Annotated in this window: 21 protein-coding genes; 11 read left to right on the top strand and 10 right to left on the bottom strand. The window is 72.2% G+C overall.

Annotated elements, in window-relative coordinates; all coding sequences use genetic code 11:
• Positions 1-3: 3 nt before the first annotated feature.
• Positions 4-903, bottom strand: coding sequence for a RecB family exonuclease (locus BU204_RS08120; RefSeq protein WP_083661100.1), 900 nt, complete (start codon positions 901-903; stop codon positions 4-6).
• Positions 904-1,023: 120 nt separating this feature from the next.
• Here BU204_RS08120 and BU204_RS08115 point away from each other — a divergent pair, with 120 nt between their 5' ends.
• On the top strand, positions 1,024-2,154 hold the full coding sequence (locus BU204_RS08115; RefSeq protein ID WP_143229360.1) for a site-2 protease family protein: 1,131 nt from the start codon (positions 1,024-1,026) through the stop codon (positions 2,152-2,154).
• Between the two features lie 10 nt (positions 2,155-2,164).
• Here the strand turns inward: BU204_RS08115 and BU204_RS08110 are convergent, their stop codons facing one another.
• Entirely contained in the window at positions 2,165-2,920 is a 756-nt protein-coding gene (locus BU204_RS08110; protein WP_075124952.1) for an Rv0361 family membrane protein, read from the bottom strand.
• Between the two features lie 142 nt (positions 2,921-3,062).
• Here BU204_RS08110 and BU204_RS08105 point away from each other — a divergent pair, with 142 nt between their 5' ends.
• Positions 3,063-3,896, top strand: coding sequence for a tRNA (adenine-N1)-methyltransferase (locus tag BU204_RS08105; protein WP_075124951.1), 834 nt, complete (start codon positions 3,063-3,065; stop codon positions 3,894-3,896).
• Here BU204_RS08105 and BU204_RS08100 read toward each other — a convergent pair.
• Positions 3,856-4,335, bottom strand: a complete 480-nt coding sequence (locus BU204_RS08100) for a MerR family transcriptional regulator (protein WP_075124950.1) — start codon at positions 4,333-4,335, stop codon at positions 3,856-3,858. The two genes, BU204_RS08105 and BU204_RS08100, sit on opposite strands and share 41 nt — an antisense overlap.
• Positions 4,336-4,374: 39 nt before the next feature.
• Here BU204_RS08100 and BU204_RS08095 point away from each other — a divergent pair, with 39 nt between their 5' ends.
• Positions 4,375-5,028, top strand: coding sequence for a class I SAM-dependent methyltransferase (locus BU204_RS08095; RefSeq protein WP_075125023.1), 654 nt, complete (start codon positions 4,375-4,377; stop codon positions 5,026-5,028).
• Here BU204_RS08095 and BU204_RS08090 read toward each other — a convergent pair whose 3' ends face one another.
• The 4 genes from BU204_RS08090 to BU204_RS40640 all read right to left on the bottom strand — a co-directional run bounded on the left by BU204_RS08090 (position 5,029) and on the right by BU204_RS40640 (position 7,907).
• The gene (locus tag BU204_RS08090) at positions 5,029-5,592 is read right to left on the bottom strand and encodes a hypothetical protein (protein WP_075124949.1); all 564 of its coding nucleotides are present in this window, start codon (positions 5,590-5,592) and stop codon (positions 5,029-5,031) included. It abuts the gene before it with no gap.
• 10 nt (positions 5,593-5,602) lie between these two features.
• Positions 5,603-6,127, bottom strand: a complete 525-nt coding sequence (locus BU204_RS38960; protein ID WP_075124948.1) for a hypothetical protein — start codon at positions 6,125-6,127, stop codon at positions 5,603-5,605.
• Between the two features lie 32 nt (positions 6,128-6,159).
• Positions 6,160-6,927, bottom strand: coding sequence for a flagellar basal body-associated FliL family protein (locus tag BU204_RS08080; protein ID WP_075124947.1), 768 nt, complete (start codon positions 6,925-6,927; stop codon positions 6,160-6,162).
• 164 nt (positions 6,928-7,091) lie between these two features.
• Entirely contained in the window at positions 7,092-7,907 is an 816-nt protein-coding gene (locus BU204_RS40640; protein ID WP_075124946.1) for an Rv0361 family membrane protein, read from the bottom strand.
• 182 nt (positions 7,908-8,089) lie between these two features.
• Here BU204_RS40640 and arc point away from each other — a divergent pair, with 182 nt between their 5' ends.
• The 7 genes from arc to pafA all read left to right on the top strand — a co-directional run bounded on the left by arc (position 8,090) and on the right by pafA (position 16,000).
• Positions 8,090-9,907 (top strand): proteasome ATPase, encoded by a 1,818-nt coding sequence (arc, locus tag BU204_RS08070; RefSeq protein ID WP_075124945.1) that lies wholly within the window; start codon positions 8,090-8,092, stop codon positions 9,905-9,907.
• Between the two features lie 9 nt (positions 9,908-9,916).
• Positions 9,917-10,858: an aldo/keto reductase gene (locus tag BU204_RS08065; protein ID WP_233159754.1), complete on the top strand. Its 942-nt coding sequence runs from the start codon at positions 9,917-9,919 to the stop codon at positions 10,856-10,858.
• Between the two features lie 25 nt (positions 10,859-10,883).
• Positions 10,884-12,392: a depupylase/deamidase Dop gene (gene dop / locus BU204_RS08060; protein ID WP_075124944.1), complete on the top strand. Its 1,509-nt coding sequence runs from the start codon at positions 10,884-10,886 to the stop codon at positions 12,390-12,392.
• 126 nt (positions 12,393-12,518) lie between these two features.
• Positions 12,519-12,713, top strand: a complete 195-nt coding sequence (locus BU204_RS08055; protein ID WP_075124943.1) for a ubiquitin-like protein Pup — start codon at positions 12,519-12,521, stop codon at positions 12,711-12,713.
• 78 nt (positions 12,714-12,791) lie between these two features.
• Positions 12,792-13,676, top strand: a complete 885-nt coding sequence (prcB, locus tag BU204_RS08050; RefSeq protein ID WP_075124942.1) for a proteasome subunit beta — start codon at positions 12,792-12,794, stop codon at positions 13,674-13,676.
• 53 nt (positions 13,677-13,729) lie between these two features.
• Complete coding sequence (gene prcA, locus BU204_RS08045; RefSeq protein ID WP_075124941.1) at positions 13,730-14,536, top strand: proteasome subunit alpha; 807 nt, start codon at positions 13,730-13,732, stop codon at positions 14,534-14,536.
• Positions 14,537-14,641: 105 nt separating this feature from the next.
• Positions 14,642-16,000 carry a Pup--protein ligase gene (gene pafA / locus BU204_RS08040; protein ID WP_075124940.1) on the top strand — a complete coding sequence of 453 codons (1,359 nt, stop codon included), beginning with the start codon at positions 14,642-14,644 and terminating at the stop codon, positions 15,998-16,000.
• A 136-nt stretch (positions 16,001-16,136) separates the two neighbouring features.
• On the opposite strand, the gene BU204_RS08035 is transcribed toward pafA, so the two are convergent.
• Positions 16,137-18,308 (bottom strand): MMPL family transporter, encoded by a 2,172-nt coding sequence (locus BU204_RS08035; protein WP_075124939.1) that lies wholly within the window; start codon positions 18,306-18,308, stop codon positions 16,137-16,139.
• An 83-nt stretch (positions 18,309-18,391) separates the two neighbouring features.
• On the opposite strand from BU204_RS08035, the gene BU204_RS08030 reads away from it, so the two are divergent.
• On the top strand, positions 18,392-19,093 hold the full coding sequence (locus tag BU204_RS08030) for a TetR/AcrR family transcriptional regulator (protein ID WP_075124938.1): 702 nt from the start codon (positions 18,392-18,394) through the stop codon (positions 19,091-19,093).
• Here the strand turns inward: BU204_RS08030 and BU204_RS08025 are convergent.
• Together BU204_RS08025 and BU204_RS08020 are read right to left on the bottom strand one after the other, a co-directional pair.
• The gene (locus BU204_RS08025; protein WP_198942803.1) at positions 19,083-19,817 is read right to left on the bottom strand and encodes a sterol desaturase family protein; all 735 of its coding nucleotides are present in this window, start codon (positions 19,815-19,817) and stop codon (positions 19,083-19,085) included. The two genes, BU204_RS08030 and BU204_RS08025, sit on opposite strands and share 11 nt — an antisense overlap.
• Complete coding sequence (locus BU204_RS08020; protein ID WP_075124937.1) at positions 19,810-20,538, bottom strand: FadR/GntR family transcriptional regulator; 729 nt, start codon at positions 20,536-20,538, stop codon at positions 19,810-19,812. Before BU204_RS08020 ends, BU204_RS08025 begins: the two co-directional genes overlap by 8 nt.
• Positions 20,539-20,672 lie beyond the last annotated feature (134 nt).

Raw genomic sequence — 20,672 nt, 5'->3', positions numbered from 1 at the left:
CCCTCAGTCCGCCCGGTCCAGCGGGGTCTCCTCGCCGGCGTCGGGCTCGGGCCAGCCCGGGTACTCCGGCGGCGTGCCCCCGAAGGCGGGGCACAGCGCCTGGTGGGCGCACCAGTCGCACAGGCGGCTGCGGTTGGGCCGGAAGTCGCCCGTCCGGCCGGCGCGCAGGATGGCCTGCCAGACCGCGTCCAGCGTGCGCTCGAACCTGGTCAGCTCGGCCTCGTCCGGGGTGTAGGTGAGCGACTGCCGGTCGGCCAGGTACATCAGCCTCAGCTGTCGCGGTACGACACCCCGCAGCCGCCACAACACCAGCGCGTAGAACTTCATCTGGAACAGCGCCTTCGCCTCGCCGATCTCCCTCGGCGCGGTGCCGGTCTTGTAGTCGACAACGCGGATCTCACCGGTCGGCGCGACGTCGATCCGGTCGACGTAGCCCCGCAGCAGCACACCCGAGCTCAGCTCGGTCTCCACGAGCAGCTCCCGCGCCTCCGGGTCCAGCCGGCGCGGGTCCTCGAGAGTGAAGTAGCCGTCGATCAGCCGGGCGGCCGTCGCGAGCCACGCGTCCTCGGCGTCCGCGCCCGCGGGAAACAGCGAGGCCAGCTCCTCGCGCTCGGCCCGCAGCCGCGCCCAGACCGGCGCCAGCAGCGCGTGCGCCCGCGCCGGCACCCGCTCGGCCGAGGGCAGGCCGAACAGCTCCTCCAGCACGGCATGCACGACGATCCCCCGCACCTGCGCCGTGCTCGGCTGCTCGGGCAGGCGGTCGACCGCGCGGAACCGGTACAGCAGCGGGCACTGCTTGAAGTCGCCGGCACGGGAGGGCGACAGCGCCGGACGCCGGGGCGCCGGCACGACGGGACCCTGGTCGGCGCCCGCTTCCTCGGACAGGGCGGCGGTGTCGGTCATGAGGAAACCCTAGGCGAGGCCACCGACAGTTCCGCCGGGCGTGCCCAGCGTGGCGCCCCGGCTGGTCCGGGCGGGTGCTCATCACGGCGTTCCAACACCCGGACCCCTACGCTCGCAGGCGTGACGGACGGCACCACCTGGACCCGGGACCGCGACGGCGGCCTGCTGCTGTTCCGGTTCCGCGGCGTGCCGGTCCTGCTCTCCCCGTCCTGGTGGCTGGGTTCGGTCGCGGTGATCGTGCTCTATGCCCCGCTGGTCGTACGGTTCCTCCCGGACGCGTCGGCGCTGGTGTCGATCCTGCTGGCCGCGGCGTTCGCGGTGCTGCTCGGCGCCTCGGTGCTGGCCCACGAGCTCGGGCACTGCGTGGTGGCGCTGCGCCTGGGAATCCCCGTGCGGCGGCTGCGGCTGTTCCTGCTCGGCGGCCTCGCCGAGATCAGCCGCACCCCCCGTCGCCCCGGCCACGAGGGGTTGATCGCCGTCGCCGGGCCGGCGGTGTCGGCGCTGCTGGCCGCCGGCTGCGGGATCGTCCTGCTGTTCATGCCGGCCGAGGGCCCGGTCTGGCTGCTCGTGCTCGAGTGCGCGGTCGCCAACGTGGCCGTCGCGGTGTTCAACCTGCTGCCCGGGCTGCCGCTGGACGGCGGGCGGATGCTGCGGGCGGGGGTCTGGGCCCTCGTCGGCGACCGCGGCGTCGCCACCAAGGCCGCGGTGGTCGGCGGCTGGCTGGTCGCCGGGCTGCTGATGCTGTGGGCGATGTGGGGTGTGGCGACCGCCAGCCCCGACCGCTGGCTGCGGCTCGGCGTGTGTGCCCTCACGGCCTGGTTCGTGGCCTCGGGCGCGCGGAGCGAGCTGTCCGCCGGGCAGCGCCGCGCCTGGCCGGAAGGGCTGACGCTGGCCGACCTGACCAGGCCCGTCCTTCAGCTGCCCGCCGAGAGCCCGGTGGCGAACGCCCTGGGTGCCGCCGCCGGCCGCGGGGTCGTGCTGGTGCGGGCCGACGGGGTGGCGGCCGGACTGCTCGACCCGTACGCGGCCGAGCAGCTCGCCGTCCGGTCGCCGATGGCGCCCGCCGAGCAGGCAGCCGAGCCCATCCGGCCGGAGTCCGTGCTGCTGGACACCGAGTCGGGGGAGGACATCGTCGAACGCGTGCAGGAGACCCCGGCCTGGCAGTTCCTGGTCGTGGACCAGGAGGGCCGACCGGCCGGCGTGCTGCGCCGCGAGGACCTTCGGGCCGGCCTGGCCCGGCACGCGACCTGACGCCGCGCGGTCAGCGGGTCGGGATCGGGTTCGGCACCGCGCCGCTCGACGGGGCGCCGTCGGGGTTCTCCACCACCTGCGTGGCCGTGACGGTGATGGTCTCGTCCGTGTCGGGGTCCGCGGGGTCGGCGGGCTCCGCGGGCGGGCTGGACGGCGAGGACGGCCGGTCGAACAGCCCGCAGACCGTCCACCTGCCGTTCTCCTTGGCCATGGTCATCTTGTGGTTCTGCCCCTTCACGTCCAGGTCCGAGGACTGGGTGAGGGTGAACGACGCGGTGTCCCCGGTGGTCTGGAAGTCCTTCATGCCGATCTCGACCCGCGGCTGGGACGGTTCGCTCTCGCCCTGGGGGGCGTCTTCCTTGAGGTCGGCGATCTCCCGCTCCATCTGCGTGAAGTCCCCGTCGCAGGTGACCGGCTCGAGCGCGGCGATGTCGATGTCCGCGATCGGGGTGTTGACCGTCCGCTCGATGTCCCGCACGTAGCGCTCGGCCACCGAGCGTGCGTCGGATTCGCCGCTGCCGGCCCCCTGGGACTCGCGGGACATCAGCAGCCACACCCCGAACCCGCCGCCGGCGAGCACCAGCAGCCCCACGATGACCAGGGCGGCGGCCCGACCCCTCCGCGGCGTGCGCGGGTCCGGCTCGAAGGACGGAAAGCCGTCGTCGGTCAGCCACGGCGGGGTCTGCGGCGGGAGCGGGGTCTGGGGCTGCTGCCCCCACGGCCCCTGCTGACCGTACGGGCCGGGCTGCTGCGGCGGATAGGTCATGGTCTTCCCCCTGGTCCCACTCTGTCGTGCACGCTCTGTCGTGGCTGCGCGCCGACAGGGTAGTGGCGGTACCCCCATTCGGCCCCGGCCGGGTGTCTGCGACGATCACCCAACCGACACGGCGGCCGAGGTGAGGAGCAGGGTGGGCGAGGTCAGGGCGAGTGGACCGTTCCGCGAGGGGGACCGGGTCCAGCTCACCGATCCCAAGGGCAGGCACTACACGCTGGTGCTGACCCCGGGCGCGCAGTACCACACCCACCGCGGCGCCGTCGCCCACGACGACGTCATCGGGCAGCCGGAGGGCTCGCTGGTCACGTCGGTCGGCGGCACCGCCTACCTGGCCCTGCGACCGCTGCTCGCCGACTACGTCCTGTCGATGCCGCGCGGCGCCCAGGTGATCTACCCCAAGGACGCCGGCCAGATCATCATGTGGGGTGACGTCTTCCCCGGCGCCCGCGTGCTCGAGGCCGGTGCCGGGTCCGGCGCCCTCACCTGCTCGCTGCTGCGCGCGGTCGGTCCCGAGGGCACGGTCACCTCCTACGAGGTGCGTGCCGACCACGCCGAGCACGCCGAGCGCAACGTGACCGCGTTCTTCGGCGACCGGCCGTCCAACTGGGATCTGCGGGTCCAGGACCTCGCCGAGCACGAGGGCGAGGTGGACCGCGCGGTGCTGGACATGCTCTCGCCGTGGGAGGTGCTCCCGGTGGTGGCGGCCAGCGTCATCCCCGGTGGCGTCCTCGTGGTGTACGTGGCCACCACGACCCAGCTCTCCCGGGTCACCGAGGCGTTGCGGGAGCAGCAGTGCTGGACCGAGCCGCAGGCCTGGGAGACCCTCATGCGGCCGTGGCACGTCGTGGGCCTCGCGGTGCGGCCGGAGCACCGGATGGTGGCGCACACGGCGTTCGTGCTGACCACCCGCCGGCTCGCCGAAGGGGTCACCCCGCCTCGGTTGCAGCGCCGCGCCCAGCGCGGCTGACCACCCGCTCGGCCTCGGCGTGGGCCTCCTCGAGCGACGCGCCGGCCAGTCGGGCGGCGATCCCGGCCTCGAACGTGGGGCAGTCGTGGACGTCCTCGTGCGGGCAGGCCAGGCCGTGCGCGATGGCGGTCCGCGCGGCCTGGGCCCTGGCGATCCGCTGGTCCAGCTCGGCGAGCTTGCGCCGGTGCAGCTCCCGCCACCCGTCGGCGGCCGAGGTTCGCGCGGTGACGAGCACCTTGAGCTCGCGCAACGTGAAGCCGACATCACGCAGAACCAGGATCTCGCCGACCAGCCGGACCGCGGAGGGCGGGTAACGCCGCTGGCCGGACACCCGGTCCGGCGGCGGCAACAGGCCGAGCTCCTCCCAGTAGCGCAGGGCCGACGTGGCGACGCCGCAGCGGCGCGCCAGCTCCCCGATCGTCAACAGCTCGTCGGACATCTTGACTTCAAGGGTACGTGAAGTCGTTGGCTGGTGATCATGACGAGATCAGCGAAGACACTCCGGCGGCGAGCGCTCGCCGCGGCCGTGGGTCAGTTCGGCCACCCGCGTGGCCTCCCCGGGCGGCTGGCCGGCTGGGTGATGGCCCACCGCGGCTCCAACCGGCGGCGCAACGCGTGGGTGGTGGACCTGCTCGACGTGCGACCCACCGACCACGTGCTCGAGGTGGGGTTCGGTCCCGGCCTCGCCGTCGCCGAGGTCGCCCGGCGGGCCACCTCCGGGCACGTGGTCGGCGTCGACCACTCCGAGGTCATGGTGCGCCGCGCCCTGCGGCGCAACCGGGCGGCCGCGCGAGCCGGTCGGGTGGAGCTCGTGCACACCCCGGTGGAGCGCCTGCCGGGCGTCGACCGGCCCCTCGACGCGGTCTTCGCGGTCAACTCGGTGGGGTTCTGGCCCGAACCGGTCGCCCGGCTGCGTGAGCTGCGGGCGCTGCTGCGGCCGGGGGGCCGAGTCGCGCTGGCCAGCCAGCCGCGCTGTCCGGGAGCGACCAGGGACACCACGAGCCGCGCCGCCCAGGAGCTCGTCGACCTGCTGACCAGCGCCGGGTTCACCGGCCCCAGGGTCGAGACCCTCGAGCTCGACCCGCCGGTCGCCTGCGTGCTGGCCGTCGCTCCCGATGACCGAAGGCCCTGATCAGGGCACGCACCACGTCCCGTCGGCGCGCTTCTCCAGGGGGATCGGCACGACGGTGGTGGTCGCGCCGTCGATGCTCAGCCGCACCTGGGCGGTGGCCGTGTCCCCGCTGATCTCGGGGTTGCCGGCCAGGACGGCGGTGACGCCGGGCAGCAGGTCCTCCGGCTGGCCGGTCGTCTCCGGGTCGCAGGCGATCCGGGCCATGGCGCCGATGTCCTGGCTGTTGATGGCCGCGATCGCGTCGTCGACCACCGTCCGGACCTGCGCCTGCTCGGGGTTCGCCGGCGGCGGCGGGGGCGGCGGGACGGACACCGCGACCGTGTCGGAGGACACCGGAGCCGACGGCGGCGCCTTTCTGGACACGGACTGGGCGGGCGCCTCGCCGGAGATCGTGGGCACCCCCGGGTCAGCGGACTCCTCCTCAGCGTCCGGCCTGACCAGCAGGAACACCACCAATCCGACCACGGCAAGCGCCACGACCGACCCGACCACCACCATCAGGGTCCGCTTCCGCTCGCCACCGGCCTCCGCCGGCGACTCCTCGCGGGGCTCCTCGTCGCTCACCGGTCCTCCCTCAGATCGACACGCACCAGCGGTTCTCCTGGTTCTCCAGCAGCAGCGCCGTCTCCTCGTCGCCGACCCGGACCGTGGCGCTCGCCACAGTGTCCTCGATGACCTCTACCTCGCGCAGCGCGACCTCCCGGTCACCAGCCAGCGGGAACAGCGTTCCCGCGTCGGCGCGGGCGCAGGTCAGGTCGGTCGCCGCCGGCTCGTCGCGGGCGTTGACGGCGCGCACGTAGTCCCGGGCCACGTCGCGGGGGTCGCCTGGGGCACGGCCGGCCGTCTCACCGCCGCCCGTCTCGGGCTCGGTGGTGCTCGGGAGCGGGACGGCCGACGTGCTCGACGCCGGCGGGGCCGTGGTGGACGAGGTGGATGGGGTGGACGAGCTGGCGGACGGGCTGGGGGAGGGACCCTCGTCCGCCGGCGGTCTCGGGGCGGGCACGCCCTGGACGGGCGGGTCGGGACGTACCAGCAGGTAGATCCCGAACCCGAGGCCGCCCAGGACGAGCACCACGGTCAGCAGCAGTACCACGATCATCCCGGCCCGACGTACCAGCGGCCGGTCGGTGATCAGGCCTGCCCCTCACCACAGAACCGCCACTCACCGTCCTCTTCGACGATCTTGATGAAGATGCTCGGCTTCTCGGTGGTCCCGCCCTTCGACAGCTCGAGGTCGATGTTGGCGGTCGCCGTGTTGCCGTTGACCTCGGGTTCGCCGTCCGCGGTCGCGGTGATCTCGAACGGGGCCAGCTGCTGCTCGAGCTCGGTGGTGTCGGTCCCGTACTCGCTCTTGTAGGCGGCGCACGCGCTGTTCACCACGTCGCTGAACTGCTTGTTCTCGTACGCGGTCATGTAGGCCTGGCGCACGTCCTCGGGCGTGTTTCCCGAGTCGCCGCCGTCGGTCGGATCTTCCTCGTCGGTGGCGTCGTCGCTCGGTGTCTGCTCGTCCTCGCTCGGTGTCTGCTCGTCCTCGGAGGGTGACTGGCTCTCGCTGGGGCCGGTGTTCCCCTCGCTCGCGGTCTGCTTGTCGTCGTCCTTGGTGAGGAGATACAGGGCGACGCCACCGCCGCCCAGCACGAGCAGCGCGATCAGCACGATCGCGACGATCATGCCCGTGTTGCGCTTCTTGGGCGGCTCGGGCGGCTGCCCGCCGCCGTAGCCGAGACCCTGGTAGGAGGTCTGGCCGCCGTACTGGGGCACCTGCGGCTGGCCGTAGGGGGGCGAGGGCTGGCCGCCGTAGGGGGGCTGCTGCTGGGGCTGGCCGTAGGGCGGGGACTGCGGCTGCTGGCCGTACGGGTCGGACCCGTACGGACCCGGCTGCTGTGGTGGATAGGTCATCTGGGGCCGAACTCCTTCATCGTATGGCCATCACAAAGCTAGACGGAGCCGGTGAACGACCCGTTCCCCCCACGCGGTAGCACGACCATCGTATGGCGCCGAGACGCGAGATCGCCGCCGGCCTCGCGGCCCGCGGCGACCTCGTCCTGTATGTCCGGTTCTGGTCAGAGCCCTTCCGGGACGAAATCGCTGAGGCACCAGCCGCCGCCCTCGTTGCGGAGCTTCAGCACGGCCTTCAGCTCGCCGGCACCCTCCGGCAGTTCGACGCCCTCGGGCAGCTCGACGTCGGGCGCCTCGATGTTCGACTTGGCGGTGACCTGCGCGGAGGCGTTGTCGCCGTCCTCGGTGACCTCACCGAGGGTCCAGGTGATCTGGATGTCCCCGGTGCCGGAGAGGCCCTCCGCGCTGGCGTTACCCGAGTCCACCCCCTCGCAGAGGAGGTCGCGGAGCGCGTCGGCGTCCTCGTTGTTGAGCGCCTCGACGGCCGCCGTGGCGGCGTCCTGCGGGCTGCCGGCCCCACCGCCGCCGCCCAGGGTGAAGACCAGCACGAGCACGACGCCGATCACCAGCACGCCGCCGCCGGCGAGGATCCAGGGCAGCTTGCTCTTCTTCTGCGGGCCCTGCGGGGCGTGGCCGAACTGGCCCTGCTGGCCGAACTGACCTGGTTGACCTGGTTGTCCGAACTGTCCCGGTTGTCCGGACTGTCCGAAACCGCCGGAGTGCTGCTGCTGGGGGCCGGTCTGTGGGTAGCCACCCGGTTGGGGGTAACCCGGCTGCGGCGGGTAGCCGCCCTGCTGTGGGAACCCACCCGACTGCGGGCCGGGTCCGGGCTGCTGGCCGTAGCCCGGCTGGCCACCCCACTGGCCCGGGTGCTGCGGCGGTTGCGACATCGGGTACTTCTCCTTCGTCACGGCGATCGGATCGCCAGGTCTGGTGTGGACGGCGGCGTCGAACAGGTGGACGGGCAGCCGGTCCGGCATGACGCACGGTAGCGGGTAGGCGGTTCCACCCCTCACCGAGATGGCGCAATCTACTCCGGACAGCGACCGTGCACTGCCGTTTCGGCGGAGTGACACGACGGTTCCGAGATGTGGATCCTCTTCTCTTGTCGGTATGCACCGGTACCGTGGTGGTAAGACAGTTGACGGGAGGAGGTGCCGACATGCAGCACGATCGTCCCGGTGGTCGGCCAGAGGAGGCCGACGAGCACGGCGCTGGACCTGGACCGGCATCTGGGCACGAGCCGTCCGAGGCCGCCCAGATCCGGTTTCTCGAGGAGGAAGTAGCGCTGCTGCGCCGGAAGCTGACGGACTCGCCACGGCACGCGAGGCTGCTCGAGCAGCGGTTGGCCGAGGCGTCCGAGCGGGTCAGCCAGCTGACAGAGCGTAACGCCAAGCTGGTGGAGACGTTGCGCGAGGCGCGGAGCCAGCTGCTGGCGCTGCGCGAGGAGGTCGACCGCCTGGCCCAGCCGCCGAGCGGTTACGGCGTGTTCCTCGGCGGTCACGAGGACGGGACGGTCGACGTGTTCACCGCCGGCCGCAAGATGCGGGTCGCCGCCTCTCCCGCGGTCGAGGTGGACCAGCTGCGGCGTGGTCAGTCGGTGCGCCTCAACGAGGCGCTGACGATCGTCGAGGCCGGCGAGTACGAGCGGATCGGCGAGGTGTCGACCCTGCGCGAGCTGCTGGCCGCCGACGAGGAGGGCATGCCCCCCGTGCGTGCCCTGGTCGTCGGCCACGCCGACGAGGAGCGCGTGGTCTGGCTGGCCGAGCCGCTCCGGGACGCCACCCTCAAGGCGGGTGACTCGCTGCTGGTCGACTCGAAGTCGGGGTACGCCTACGAGCGCGTGCCCAAGGCCGAGGTCGAGGACCTGGTGCTCGAGGAGGTGCCCGACGTCGACTACGAGTCGATCGGGGGCCTGTTCCGGCAGATCGAGCAGATCCGTGACGCGGTCGAGCTGCCCTTCCTGCACGCCGAGCTGTTCCGGGAGTACGAGCTGCGCCCGCCCAAGGGCGTCCTGCTCTACGGCCCGCCCGGCTGCGGGAAGACGCTCATCGCGAAGGCGGTGGCGAACTCGCTGGCCAAGCAGGTCGCGGCCATCCGGGGCGACGGCAACGCCTCGGAGGCCAAGTCCTACTTCCTCAACATCAAGGGCCCGGAGCTGCTCAACAAGTTCGTCGGCGAGACCGAGCGGCACATCCGGCTGATCTTCCAGCGGGCGCGGGAGAAGGCCTCGGAGGGCACGCCGGTGATCGTGTTCTTCGACGAGATGGACTCGATCTTCCGCACCCGTGGCAGCGGCGTCTCCTCGGACGTGGAGACGACGATCGTGCCCCAGCTGCTCAGCGAGATCGACGGTGTCGAGGGCCTGGAGAACGTGATCGTGATCGGTGCCTCCAACCGGGAGGACATGATCGACCCCGCGATCCTTCGTCCGGGCCGGCTGGACGTCAAGATCAAGATCGAGCGGCCGGACGCGGAGGCGGCCAAGGACATCTTCTCCAAGTACCTCACCCGCAACCTGCCGATCCACGCCGAGGACCTCGCGGAGTTCGGCGGCGACCCGCAGGCGACGATCGACGCGATGATCCAGCACACGGTCGAGCGGATGTACGAGGAGACCGAGGACAACCGCTTCCTCGAGGTGACCTACGCCAACGGCGACAAGGAGGTGCTCTACTTCCGCGACTTCAACTCCGGCGCCATGATCCAGAACATCGTGGACCGGGCGAAGAAGGCGGCGATCAAGTCGGTGCTGGAGACCAAGCAGCCCGGCCTGCGCGTGCAGCACCTGCTGGACGCGATCGTCGACGAGTTCGCGGAGAACGAGGACCTGCCCAACACCACCAACCCGGACGACTGGGCGCGGATCTCCGGCAAGAAGGGCGAGCGGATCGTCTACATCCGCACGCTGGTCACCGGGAAGAACCAGGAGTCCGGCCGGGCGATCGACACGGCCACGAACACCGGCCAGTACCTGTAGTTTCGCCGCGTGAGCGGGAGCGACACGGCAGGTCCGAGGGCGGCGGGCATCGAGCGGTTGGGGCTCGGGCTCGCCGCCCTCGGGCGTCCGGCATACATCAACCTCGGCCGCGACGAGCTGCCGGCGGACCGGTCGGTGGAGAACATGCGCGCGGCCTGCTGGGCGGTGCTCGACCAGGCCTATGCCGCGGGCGTGCGCCGGGTGGACGTCGCGCGCTCCTACGGGCTGGCCGAGGAGTTCCTGGCCGGGTGGCTGGAGTCGCGGGCGCCGGCGGGCGTGACCGTGTCCAGCAAGTGGGGCTACGCCTACGTCGGCGGCTGGCGGCTGGACGCACCCGTGCACGAGGTCAAGGAGCACTCCGCGGAACGGTTCCGCGCCCAGTGGGCGGAGAGCGAGGCCCTGCTCGGCCGCTGGCTCGACCTCTACCAGGTGCACTCGCTGACCCCGGAGAGCCCGCTGTTCGACGACCTGGCCCTGCAGGACGCCCTCGCGGCGCTCCCGGTCCGGGCGGGCTTCTCGACCTCGGGTCCGCGCCAGGCCGAGACGGTCCGTCGGGCCCTGGCGCTGGAGCGCGAGGGGCGGCGGGTGTTCACCGCCGTCCAGTCGACCTGGAACCTCCTCGAGCCCTCGGTCGCCCCAGCACTGGTCGAGGCGCACTCGAGCGGTGCTCTCGTGCTGGTCAAGGAGGTGCTCGCGAACGGGCGGCTCGCGGTCGAGCCGCCGGCTCCGGTCGCGGAGCTGGCGTCCTCACTCACCGTGACGCCCGACGCCGTCGCGCTCGCGGCCGCGTTGGGCCAACCGTGGGCCGACACCGTCCTGCTCGGTCCCGCCGGTCCCGGGCAGCTGCGCGCGAACCTCGCCGCCGCGGGCCTGCCGGCGCCCCGGCTCGCTGACCTCGCGGTCGACCCGGAGGTCTACTGGGCGGATCGAGGCGCCCTTGCCTGGGCCTGAGAGCGGGCACCCGTAGGCTGGTGACATGCGTCGGATCATGGGCACCGAGGTCGAGTACGGCATCGCCGTCCCCGGAGACGCCACCGCCAACCCGGTACTGACCTCCACCCAGGTCGTACTGGCCTATGCCGCAGCCGCGGACATCCCGCGCGCGCGGCGGGCGCGGTGGGACTACGAGGTCGAGTCACCACTGCGCGACGCGCGCGGCTTCGACCTGGGGGCGCCGGGTGTCCCACCCTCCGACCCCGAGGTCGAGGACCTCGGCGCGGCCAACGTCATCCTCACCAACGGGGCCCGCCTCTACGTCGACCACGCCCATCCCGAGTACTCCGCACCCGAGGTCACCAACGCGCGCGACGCGGTGATCTGGGACAAGGCGGGGGAGCGGGTGATGGAGGAGGCCGCGATGCGCGCGGCCACGGTGCCCGGCCAGCCGCGCCTGCAGCTCTACAAGAACAACGTGGACGGCAAGGGCGCGAGCTACGGCACGCACGAGAACTACCTGATGTCCCGCAGCACGCCGTTCACCGCGGTGATCGCCGGGCTGACCCCGTTCTTCGCCTCACGGCAGGTCGTGGTCGGGTCCGGGCGGGTCGGCCTCGGCGCGGCCGGCGAGGAGGCCGGGTTCCAGCTGTCCCAGCGGGCCGACTACATCGAGGTCGAGGTCGGGCTGGAGACGACGCTCAAGCGCGGGATCATCAACACCCGGGACGAGCCGCACGCCGACGCCGACAAGTACCGCCGCCTGCACGTGATCATCGGCGACGCCAACCTGGCCGAGACGTCGACCTACCTCAAGGTGGGCACGACGGCGCTGGTCCTCGACATGATCGAGAGCGGGCTGCGGTTCGACCACCTCAAGCTGGCCGACCCGGTGCGCGCCGTGCACGCGCTGTCGCACGACCCCACGCTCAAGACGACCGTCGAGCTGGCCAACGGGCGGCGGTACACCGGGCTGGACCTCCAGCACGCCTACCGCGAGCTGATCTCGGACAACATCGACCGCACCGAGCAGGACGAGGTCTCCACGCACGTGCTGCAGACCTGGGGGGACGTGCTGGACGCGTTGTCCCGCGACCCCATGGAGTGCGCCGACCGGCTCGACTGGCCGGCGAAGCTCCGGCTGCTGGAGGGCTTCCGCGCCCGGGACGGTCTCGGCTGGTCCTCCCCGCGTCTGCACCTGGTCGACCTGCAGTACTCCGACGTGCGGCTGGCCAAGGGGCTCTACAACCGCCTGGTCACCCGGGGCTCGATGAAGCGCCTGGTCACCGAGGAGGAGGTGACCGCGGCGATCACCACCCCGCCCCAGGACACCCGTGCCTACTTCCGGGGCCGGTGCCTGGAGAAGTACCCCACGGCGATTGCCGCGGCCTCCTGGGACTCGGTGATCTTCGACCTCGGTCGCGAGTCGCTGGTCCGGATCCCCACCCTGGAGCCGCTGCGCGGCACGAAGACCCACGTCGGCGAGCTGCTGGAGGCCTCGGCGACGGCGGAGGAGCTGGTCGACGCGCTCACCGGGAACGCGCGCCGGTGAGGGCCGGCCAGCCCGGTCGCCGCCGCGTTCGCCGTGGGCGAATCGACGATCATCCGACGATGGTTCGCGACGTCGTCGGTCTTCGCCGGTAATCTTGAGACAGACAATCCCGATCCGGGAGGCGACATGGCCCAGGAGCAGACGCAGCGGCAAGGCGGCGGTGACGGCGACGACGGTGTCGACGGCGGCGCGCCGGCCGGGCAGGAACGCAGGGAGAAGCTCGGCGAGGACGTCGACACGATCCTCGACGAGATCGACGACGTGCTCGAGGAGAACGCCGAGGACTTCGTGCGTGCGTACGTCCAGAAGGGCGGCGAGTAAGTAGTCACCCTTCTCCCCACACCCGGGTCCGCATCCACCAGCGACACCAGCCAGGCGTAACCAGGAACGAAAGCAGGCATGGAACACACCCCGTCGAGCGCCGTGCCCGGCGCACCGCTACCGGCTGCCTACCTGACGGCCGGCACGTCCTCGTTCACCGACTTCCTTCGGACGCAGGCTCCACATCTGCTGCCCGGCGGGTTCGGGAGCGCCGGGCTGGACGAGGCTGTCCGGGCCCGTCAGGTGGCCCAGCTCAGCCCGGAGCCGCCGCACGGGACCACGATCGTCGCGTTGACCTTCGACGGCGGCGTCCTCATCGCGGGTGACCGCCGGGCCACCTCCGGCAACCTCATCGCGCAGCGGGACATGGAGAAGGTCCTGGTCACCGACGACTACTCGGCGGTGGGCATCGCCGGTACCGCCGGTATCGCGCTCGACCTGGTCCGGCTGTTCATCCTCGAGCTGTCCCACTACGAGAAGATCGAGGGCGTCCCGCTGTCGTTGGACGGCAAGACGAACAAGCTCGCCACGCTCGTACGCGGCAACCTCGACACGGCCATGGCGGGCCTGGCCGTGCTGCCGCTGTTCGTCGGGTTCGACACGGCCGCGGAGGACCCGTCGCGGGCCGGTCGGATCATCTCCTACGACGTGGTCGGCGGCCGGTACGAGGAGCGGGCCGGGTTCCACTCGGTGGGGTCCGGGTCGCTCTTCGCCCGCTCGGCGCTCAAGAAGCTCTACGACCCGGGCAGCGATGTGGGGACGGCCGTCCGGCACGCCGTGGAGGCGCTCTACGACGCGGCCGACGACGACACCGCCACCGGCGGGCCCGACCTGGTCCGGCGGATCTACCCGAGCGTTGTGACGATCACCGCCGCCGAGGGCTCGGTCCACATGTCCGAGGAGGAGGCCGCGGCGGTCGCCGAGATCGTGGTGACCGAGCGCGCCGAGCGGCCCCGCGGCTGAGGCCGCGAAGCAGAACATCCGATCCGACCGACACCGAACGAGGAGCCACCGCCGTGACCATGCCGTTGTACGCCTCGCCCGAGCAGTTGATGCGGGACCGCTCGGAGTACGCCCGCAAGGGCATCGCGAGGGGCCGCAGCGTCGTGGCGCTCAAGTACTCCGGCGGCGTGCTGTTCGTCGCCGAGAACCCCTCCGTGATGCTCCACAAGGTCTCCGAGATCTACCACCGCATCGGGTTCGCCGCGGCCGGGCGCTACAGCGAGTACGAGGGCCTGCGCCGCGGCGGGATCCGGCACGTCGACCTGTGGGGGTACGCGAACGACCCCAAGGACGTCTCGGCGCGGCAGCTGGCCAACGTCTACGCCCAGACCCTCGCGTCGATGTTCACCGACCAGCTCAAGCCGTTCGAGGTGGAGATCTGCGTCGCCGAGGTCGGCGCCACCCCCGCCCATGACCAGCTCTACCGCCTCACCTACGACGGCTCGATCGTGGACGAGCCGCAGTACCTGGTGATGGGCGGGCAGACCGAGCCGATCGCGAACACGATGAAGGAGTCCTACCGCGGGGGCGCGTCCCTCGAGGAGGCGCTCGGGCTCGCGGTGCGTGCCCTGTCCTCCGGCTCCTCGACCAGCAACGGCGACAACGGAACGGTCGGAAAGCTCGAGGTCGCGGTGCTCGAGCGATCCAGGCCGCGGCGTGCCTTCCGCCGCATCGAGGGCGCGGCGCTGACCGCGCTCCTGCCGGCCGAGGCCGGCGCGCAGGAGGACAAGCCGGAGGGCGGCCCGGTCGACCCGGCCACCGATCCCAAGACCGGCAACGGTGACGAGAACGGGGGCGGGAAGGGCGCCGACGGCGCCTGAGGCATGCATCGGGAGGTGTTCACGGCACTGACATGTGAATGACGCGTTCATCTCACCTCGGAGCGGCCGGAACACCTTCCGGCCCGGAGAGCCTAGGCTAAGGGAATGCAGCGGCGGATCTTCGGCATCGAAACCGAGTTCGGGGTGACCTGTACCTTTCACGGACAGCGCAGGTTGAGCCCGGACGAGGTCGCGCGCTACCTGTTCCGGCGAGTGGTGTCGTGGGGGCGTTCGTCGAACGTCTTCCTGCGCAACGGCTCGCGCCTCTACCTGGATGTCGGCTCGCACCCCGAGTACGCGACTGCCGAGTGCGACGACCTGGTACAGCTGGTCACGCACGACAAGGCCGGTGAGCGGATCCTCGAGGACCTGCTCGTCGACGCCGAGCGCAGGCTCGCCGACGAGGGCATCGGCGGGGACATCTTCCTGTTCAAGAACAACACGGACTCGGCCGGCAACTCCTACGGCTGCCACGAGAACTACCTCGTCACCCGGGCCGGCGAGTTCTCCCGCATCGCGGACGTGCTGTTGCCGTTCCTGGTGACCCGCCAGCTGGTGTGCGGGGCCGGAAAGGTGCTGCAGACCCCGCGCGGCGCGGTGTACTGCCTGTCGCAGCGGGCCGAGCACATCTGGGAGGGCGTCTCGTCGGCGACCACCCGCTCCCGCCCGATCATCAACACCCGCGACGAGCCGCACGCCGACGCCGAGCGGTACCGCCGCCTGCACGTGATCGTCGGCGACTCGAACATGGCCGAAGCCACGACGCTGCTGAAGGTCGGCAGCGCGCACCTCGTGCTGGAGATGATCGAGGACGGCGTCCAGTTCCGCGATTTCAGCCTGGACAACCCGATCCGCGCGATCCGCGAGATCAGCCACGACCTCACCGGCCGACGGCTCGTACGCCTGGCCGGCGGCCGGGAGGCCTCCGCGCTGGACATCCAGCGCGAGTACTTCTCCCGTGCGGTCGAGCACGTGGCCAAGCGCGCCCCGGACCCGGTGGCCGAGCGCGTGATCGAGCTGTGGGGCCGCACCCTCGACGCCGTCGAGCAGCAGGACCTCACCAGGATCGACCGCGAGATCGACTGGGCGATCAAGCACCGCCTGGTCGAGCGCTACCGCGCCAAGCACGGCCTGGAGCTGTCCAGCCCCCGGATCGCCCAGCTGGACCTGGCCTACCACGACATCCGGCGCGGTCGGGGCATCTTCGACCTCCTGCAGCGCAAGGACCTGGTCGCCAGGGTCACCGAGGACGGCGAGATCGAGGCCGCCAAGGACACCCCGCCCCAGACCACCCGAGCCAAGCTCCGCGGCGACTTCATCGCCGCCGCCCAGCAGGCAGGCCGCGACTTCACCGTCGACTGGGTCCACCTCAAGCTGAACGACCAGGCCCAGCGAACCGTCCTCTGCAAGGACCCCTTCCGCGCGGTCGACGAGCGAGTGGAACGCCTGATCGCCTCCCTCTGACCACAGCACGGGGAAACCGACTCCCCGGCACGGCCCAGGACGAGCGGCAGGGCCCCCAGCGGCCCGGTGCGGTCGACAGCCGCGCCAAACCGGTGGAGGCCCGCCTCACCCACCCCCTGGACCAGTGGACCTAGACCTAGACCGGGGCCGGGGTGCGGTCGGTCTCGGTCGGCTCCTCCTCCCGGAGGCCGACCCGCCCGTGCACCCGGCGCAACCAGTGCGGCGCCCACCACGCGGCCCGGCCCAGGACGGCGATGCCCGCCGGCACCAGCACGCCCCTGATCAGCGTCGCGTCCACGAGGATGGCGAGGCCGGCGCCGATGCCGAGCATCTGGATGAAGCTCACCCCGCTCGTGCCGAAGGCGAGCAGGTTCACCGCCAGCAGCACGGCCGCCATCGTGATCAGGCGCCCGGTCCGGGACAGCCCGTGCGTGACGGCGGTCCGCGCGTCCGCGCCCTGGTCGTGCGTCTCCTTGATCCGCCCCAGGACGAACACCTCGTAGTCCATCGACAGGCCGAACACCAGGCAGAACAGCAGCACCAGCATGCTCGTGTCCAGCGGCAGCGGGGTGAAGCCCAGCCACCCCGACAGCCATCCCTCCTGGAACACCAGCACCATCAGCCCGAGGATCGCCGACAGGCCGAGCACGTTGAACAGCAGCGCGCGCAGCGGTTGGAGCACGCTCCCGGTGAACAGGAACAGCAGCACGAACGTCGTCAGCGCGATCAGGCCCCCGGCCAGCCACAGTCGGCCGCCGATGGCCTCCTTGCTGTCCACCAGCTGCGCGGCCGGGCCGCCCAGCAGCGCCTCCGGGCCGGGCACCGCCCGCACCGACGCCACCAGCGCCTGCCCCTCGGCAGAGTGGCCGTCGTACCCGGTCAGCAGCGTGATCCGCTGGTATCCGGACGGCGCCGCCAGCCGGGGGTCGCCCTCGCCGCTCGTCCGGCCCTGTACGAACGTGCCGGTGGCGGTGGTGGCCGCCTCGACGCCCGGCAGGTCGGAGAGCCGCTCGGCGTAGGCCGTCACCTCCGGCTCACGGGTGATCAGGTACATCGTCCGGGAGTCGTCGCTGGGGAACTCCGCGCGCAGCGTGTCCCCGACGACGCGGACGTCGGTCGTCGGCGGCAGCACCCGCTCGTCGGGCGTGCCGAACTCGACCCGCAGCAGCGGGACCGCCGCGAGCAGCAGCAGGACCACCACCGGAGCGCCGCTCAGGACCGGGCGGCGCATCACCGCGCCGGCGATCCGCGCCCACCGCTGCGACACCGCGCTCGGCGTCCGCCGCACCCAGGGCAGCCGCAGCGAGTTGACCCGGTGGCCGAGCACCGCGAGCAGCGCCGGGAGCACCACGAGCGCGCTGACCATGGCGATCAGGACAACGCCCATACCCGCGTAGGCGAACGACCGCAGGAAGTACAGCGGGAACACCAGCAGCGTCGCCAGCGCCGTCGCGACGGTGACCGCGCCGAACAGGATCGTGCGCCCGGCGGTCTCGACGGTGCGCACCACCGCCGCCCGGGTGTCCAGGCCGTTCGCGAGCTCCTCGCGGAACCGGTTGACCATCAGCAGCGCGTAGTCGATGGCGAGCCCCAGGCCGAGCGCGGTGGTCAGGTTGATCGCGTAGACGGACACGTCGGTCACCGAGCCGAGGATCGCGAGCTCGGCGAACGTGCCGACGACCGCGACCAGACCGACGACCAGCGGCAGCAGGGCGGCGACCAGGCTGCCGAACACGATGACCAGCAGCACCAGGATGATCGGCACCGCGATCGTCTCGGCCAGCGCGAGGTCGCTGCCGACCTGCCCCCCGATGTCGGTGCCGATCGCCTCCGGGCCGCCCACCGTGACCTGGAGCGGCCCGCTGTCGGAGTCGTAGCGCTCACGCAGCTCGACGACCGCGTCCTCGCCCGCCCCGTCGGCCAGCCGGGCGACCGCTATCGCGTGCCGGCCGTCGTCGGACCGCATGGCGGGGACCCCGGTGGTGAAGTAGGAGGCGACCTCGGTGAGCGAACCCTCGGCGGCGAGCCGGTCGGTGAGCGCGGCGCCCGCGGTCCGGTTCGCCGCGTCGTCGACCGTTCCGTCGGTCGCGGTGACCAGGAAGACGAGGTCGGTGCGGCCGTCGAACTCGCGGTCGAGCAGCTCCTGCGCCTGGCTGGACTCCGCGTTCGGGTCGGCGAACCCACCGTCGGTCCGCAGCTTCCCGAACGCGGTGAACCCGAGGGCCGCGGCAGCCACCACCACCAGGGCGGTCACCACCAGCACCGCCCTGGCTCGTGCGGCCGCGAACCGGCCGATCCGAGCGAACATGACGCCTCCCCTGAATGTGTACGACCGTAAACTTGTCGCCTGTTAACTTGCCATGGGATGTTGGCCGGTGTCAACATCGAGGCATGGGATCGCCCGGAACGTCCAAGCGGACCTACCACCACGGCGACCTGCGCAACGCGCTGATCTCCGCCGCGGCGGAGCTGGCCGCTCGGGGCGGCCCGGCCTCGGTGACGATCCGGGCGGCGGCGCGCCTGGTCGGGGTGACGCCCACGGCGGCCTACCGGCACTTCGCCGGGCACGAGGAGCTGCTCTGGGCGGCCAAGGACCGCGCGGTGGAGGAGCTGACCGCCGCGATGGACAAGGAGCTCGCCGCGCGGCCGCGGTCCGAGGACCCCGTCCAGTACGCGCTGGGCAGCCTCGCCGCGCTCGGCCGCGGCTACCTCGCCTTCGCCCGCGCCCAACCCGGGCTGTTCGCCACCGTGTTCTCGGCCGAGTACTCCGAGAAGGGGACGCTGTTCGCCGGCGGCGAGGAGCAGGCCATCGACGGGCCCTACACGTTGCTGCTGTCCGCGCTGGACGAGCTGGTCGAGGTGGGCTACCTGAGCCCCGCGCGCCGTCCGCTCGCGGAGTTCGCGGCGTGGTCGATGGTGCACGGCATGGCGGTCCTGCTCGATGGGCCGCTGCGCGACGTCGACGACGAGGTGCGCGAGCAGGCGGTCGTGCGGTCGATGCTGATCCTCGGGCACGGCCTGTCCGGCAACGGCCTGACCCCCGAGCAGGAGCAGGTCATGGTCGGCGAGATGACCGCAGCGGTCAGCGGCTGACCCCTGGGGCCTCCCGGGCGTGCAGGGCGCGCACGGTGGGGGAGGAGTCGACCCGGGCGGGGTCGGGACAGGTGCCGAGCACCCGGTCCGCGGTGCCGGAGGTGGTCACCGTGAACCAGTAGTGCTCGTTCTTGTAGTGGTGCAGCCGGTGGTTGCGCCAGATCGCGCGGTACGGCGCCGAGCGGGGCCGGTAGTCGCTGTGGATCAGGTAGTGGGTCCACTCGTAGGTCAGCCCGAGGGCGGCGAGCACGGTGAGGAAGGTCAGGCCGAGCTCCAGGCGGGGGAAGGCCAGCAGACCGGTCGCCGTCGCCGCCGGCAGCAGCCACAGCAGGACCTGCCACGGGATGAACACCAGCGGCAGGTCACGGGGGTTCGCGTGGTGCTCGCGGTGCTTGCGGGCCAGCAGCGGGTCGACGGTCAGCCCGACCAGCCGGCGCGGCCGCCAGTGCAGTACGCACACGTGCACGACCCACTCGAAGAACGGGAACGCCGCGAGCATGACGAGCGGGGTGAGCGCGTCGCTCCACCGCCAGTCACCGGCCAGGACACGCGCGCCGAACGCGGCCAGGAGCAGTGTGGTGAGCAGCCACGGCGACGGGTGCCGCCAGAACGCGGCGGCCACCTGGCGCAGGCCGACCGACCGGCGCCGCGAGCCGGTCATCGCCTCGTCGGCCCGCACCCTGGCCAGCGCCCGCCGCTCCACGTCGTCCGTCCGGTCAGTCATCGGGCTGCTCCTCCAGTGCGCGGATCACCGCCAACAGTTCCCTGGTGCCCGTCCCCAGCAGGTCGTCGGCGAGCCGGCGCGCCTCGGGTGCGTCGCCGGCGACGATCGCCGCGGCCAGCTCCCGGTAGGCCTCGACCCGGCCGACCTCGGCCTCCATCACCGTGCCCAGCACGGCCAACGCCGGCTCGTAGGCGGCGCGGAGGCTGTTGAACATCAGCTGGAACGCGATCGAGTCGGCCCCCTCGACGACGTGCTCCCAGAACCCGAGCGCGACGCGCTGGCGCTGGACCGGGTCCGCGGCGGCCTCCAGGTCGGCGACCGCGGCGCGCAGCGGTTCGGCCAGCGCGTTCCCCGCCCGCTCCGCCGCGAGCCCCGCGACCTCGGGGCCGATGTGCAGCCGGGCCTCCAGCACGCTGCGCGCGACCGAGAGGTCGAGCTCCCCCCGCGGCACCAGCAGCCGGGGGAGCAGGTCGAGGCCGGCGTGCCGGCGGTAGTCCCGCACCGTCGTGGGGTCGCCCTGCCGGACCTCGACCAGCCCGGCGGCGGCGACGCGCTGCAACGCCTCGCGCACGGCCGGGCGGGAGACGCCGAGCAGCTCGGCGAGGTGGCGTTCGCTCGGCAGGGTGTCGCCGGGGGCGAGCTGACCGCTCACCACCTCGGCCACGATCTGGTCGAACACCGCCTCGGGGACCGAGCGGCGGGTGACCGGCTGCAGTGCCATGACCACGTACTGTTGCGCGTAGCCCGCCCTTGGTCAAGTGGTCAGACCAGTCGGGTGTCGGATCCGAGGTTCTCCCCGCGGCCGTTGGCGAGTTGGCGAACGCTGCCGCGAGCAGTCGGGCTAGAGTTCGAAAC

Source organism: Actinophytocola xanthii (genome assembly GCF_001921205.1).
GTDB classification, from domain to species: Bacteria; Actinomycetota; Actinomycetes; order Mycobacteriales; family Pseudonocardiaceae; genus Actinophytocola; species Actinophytocola xanthii.
Note: the sequence above shows the minus strand (reverse complement) of the source record. Positions and strands in the feature narration are given on the sequence as shown.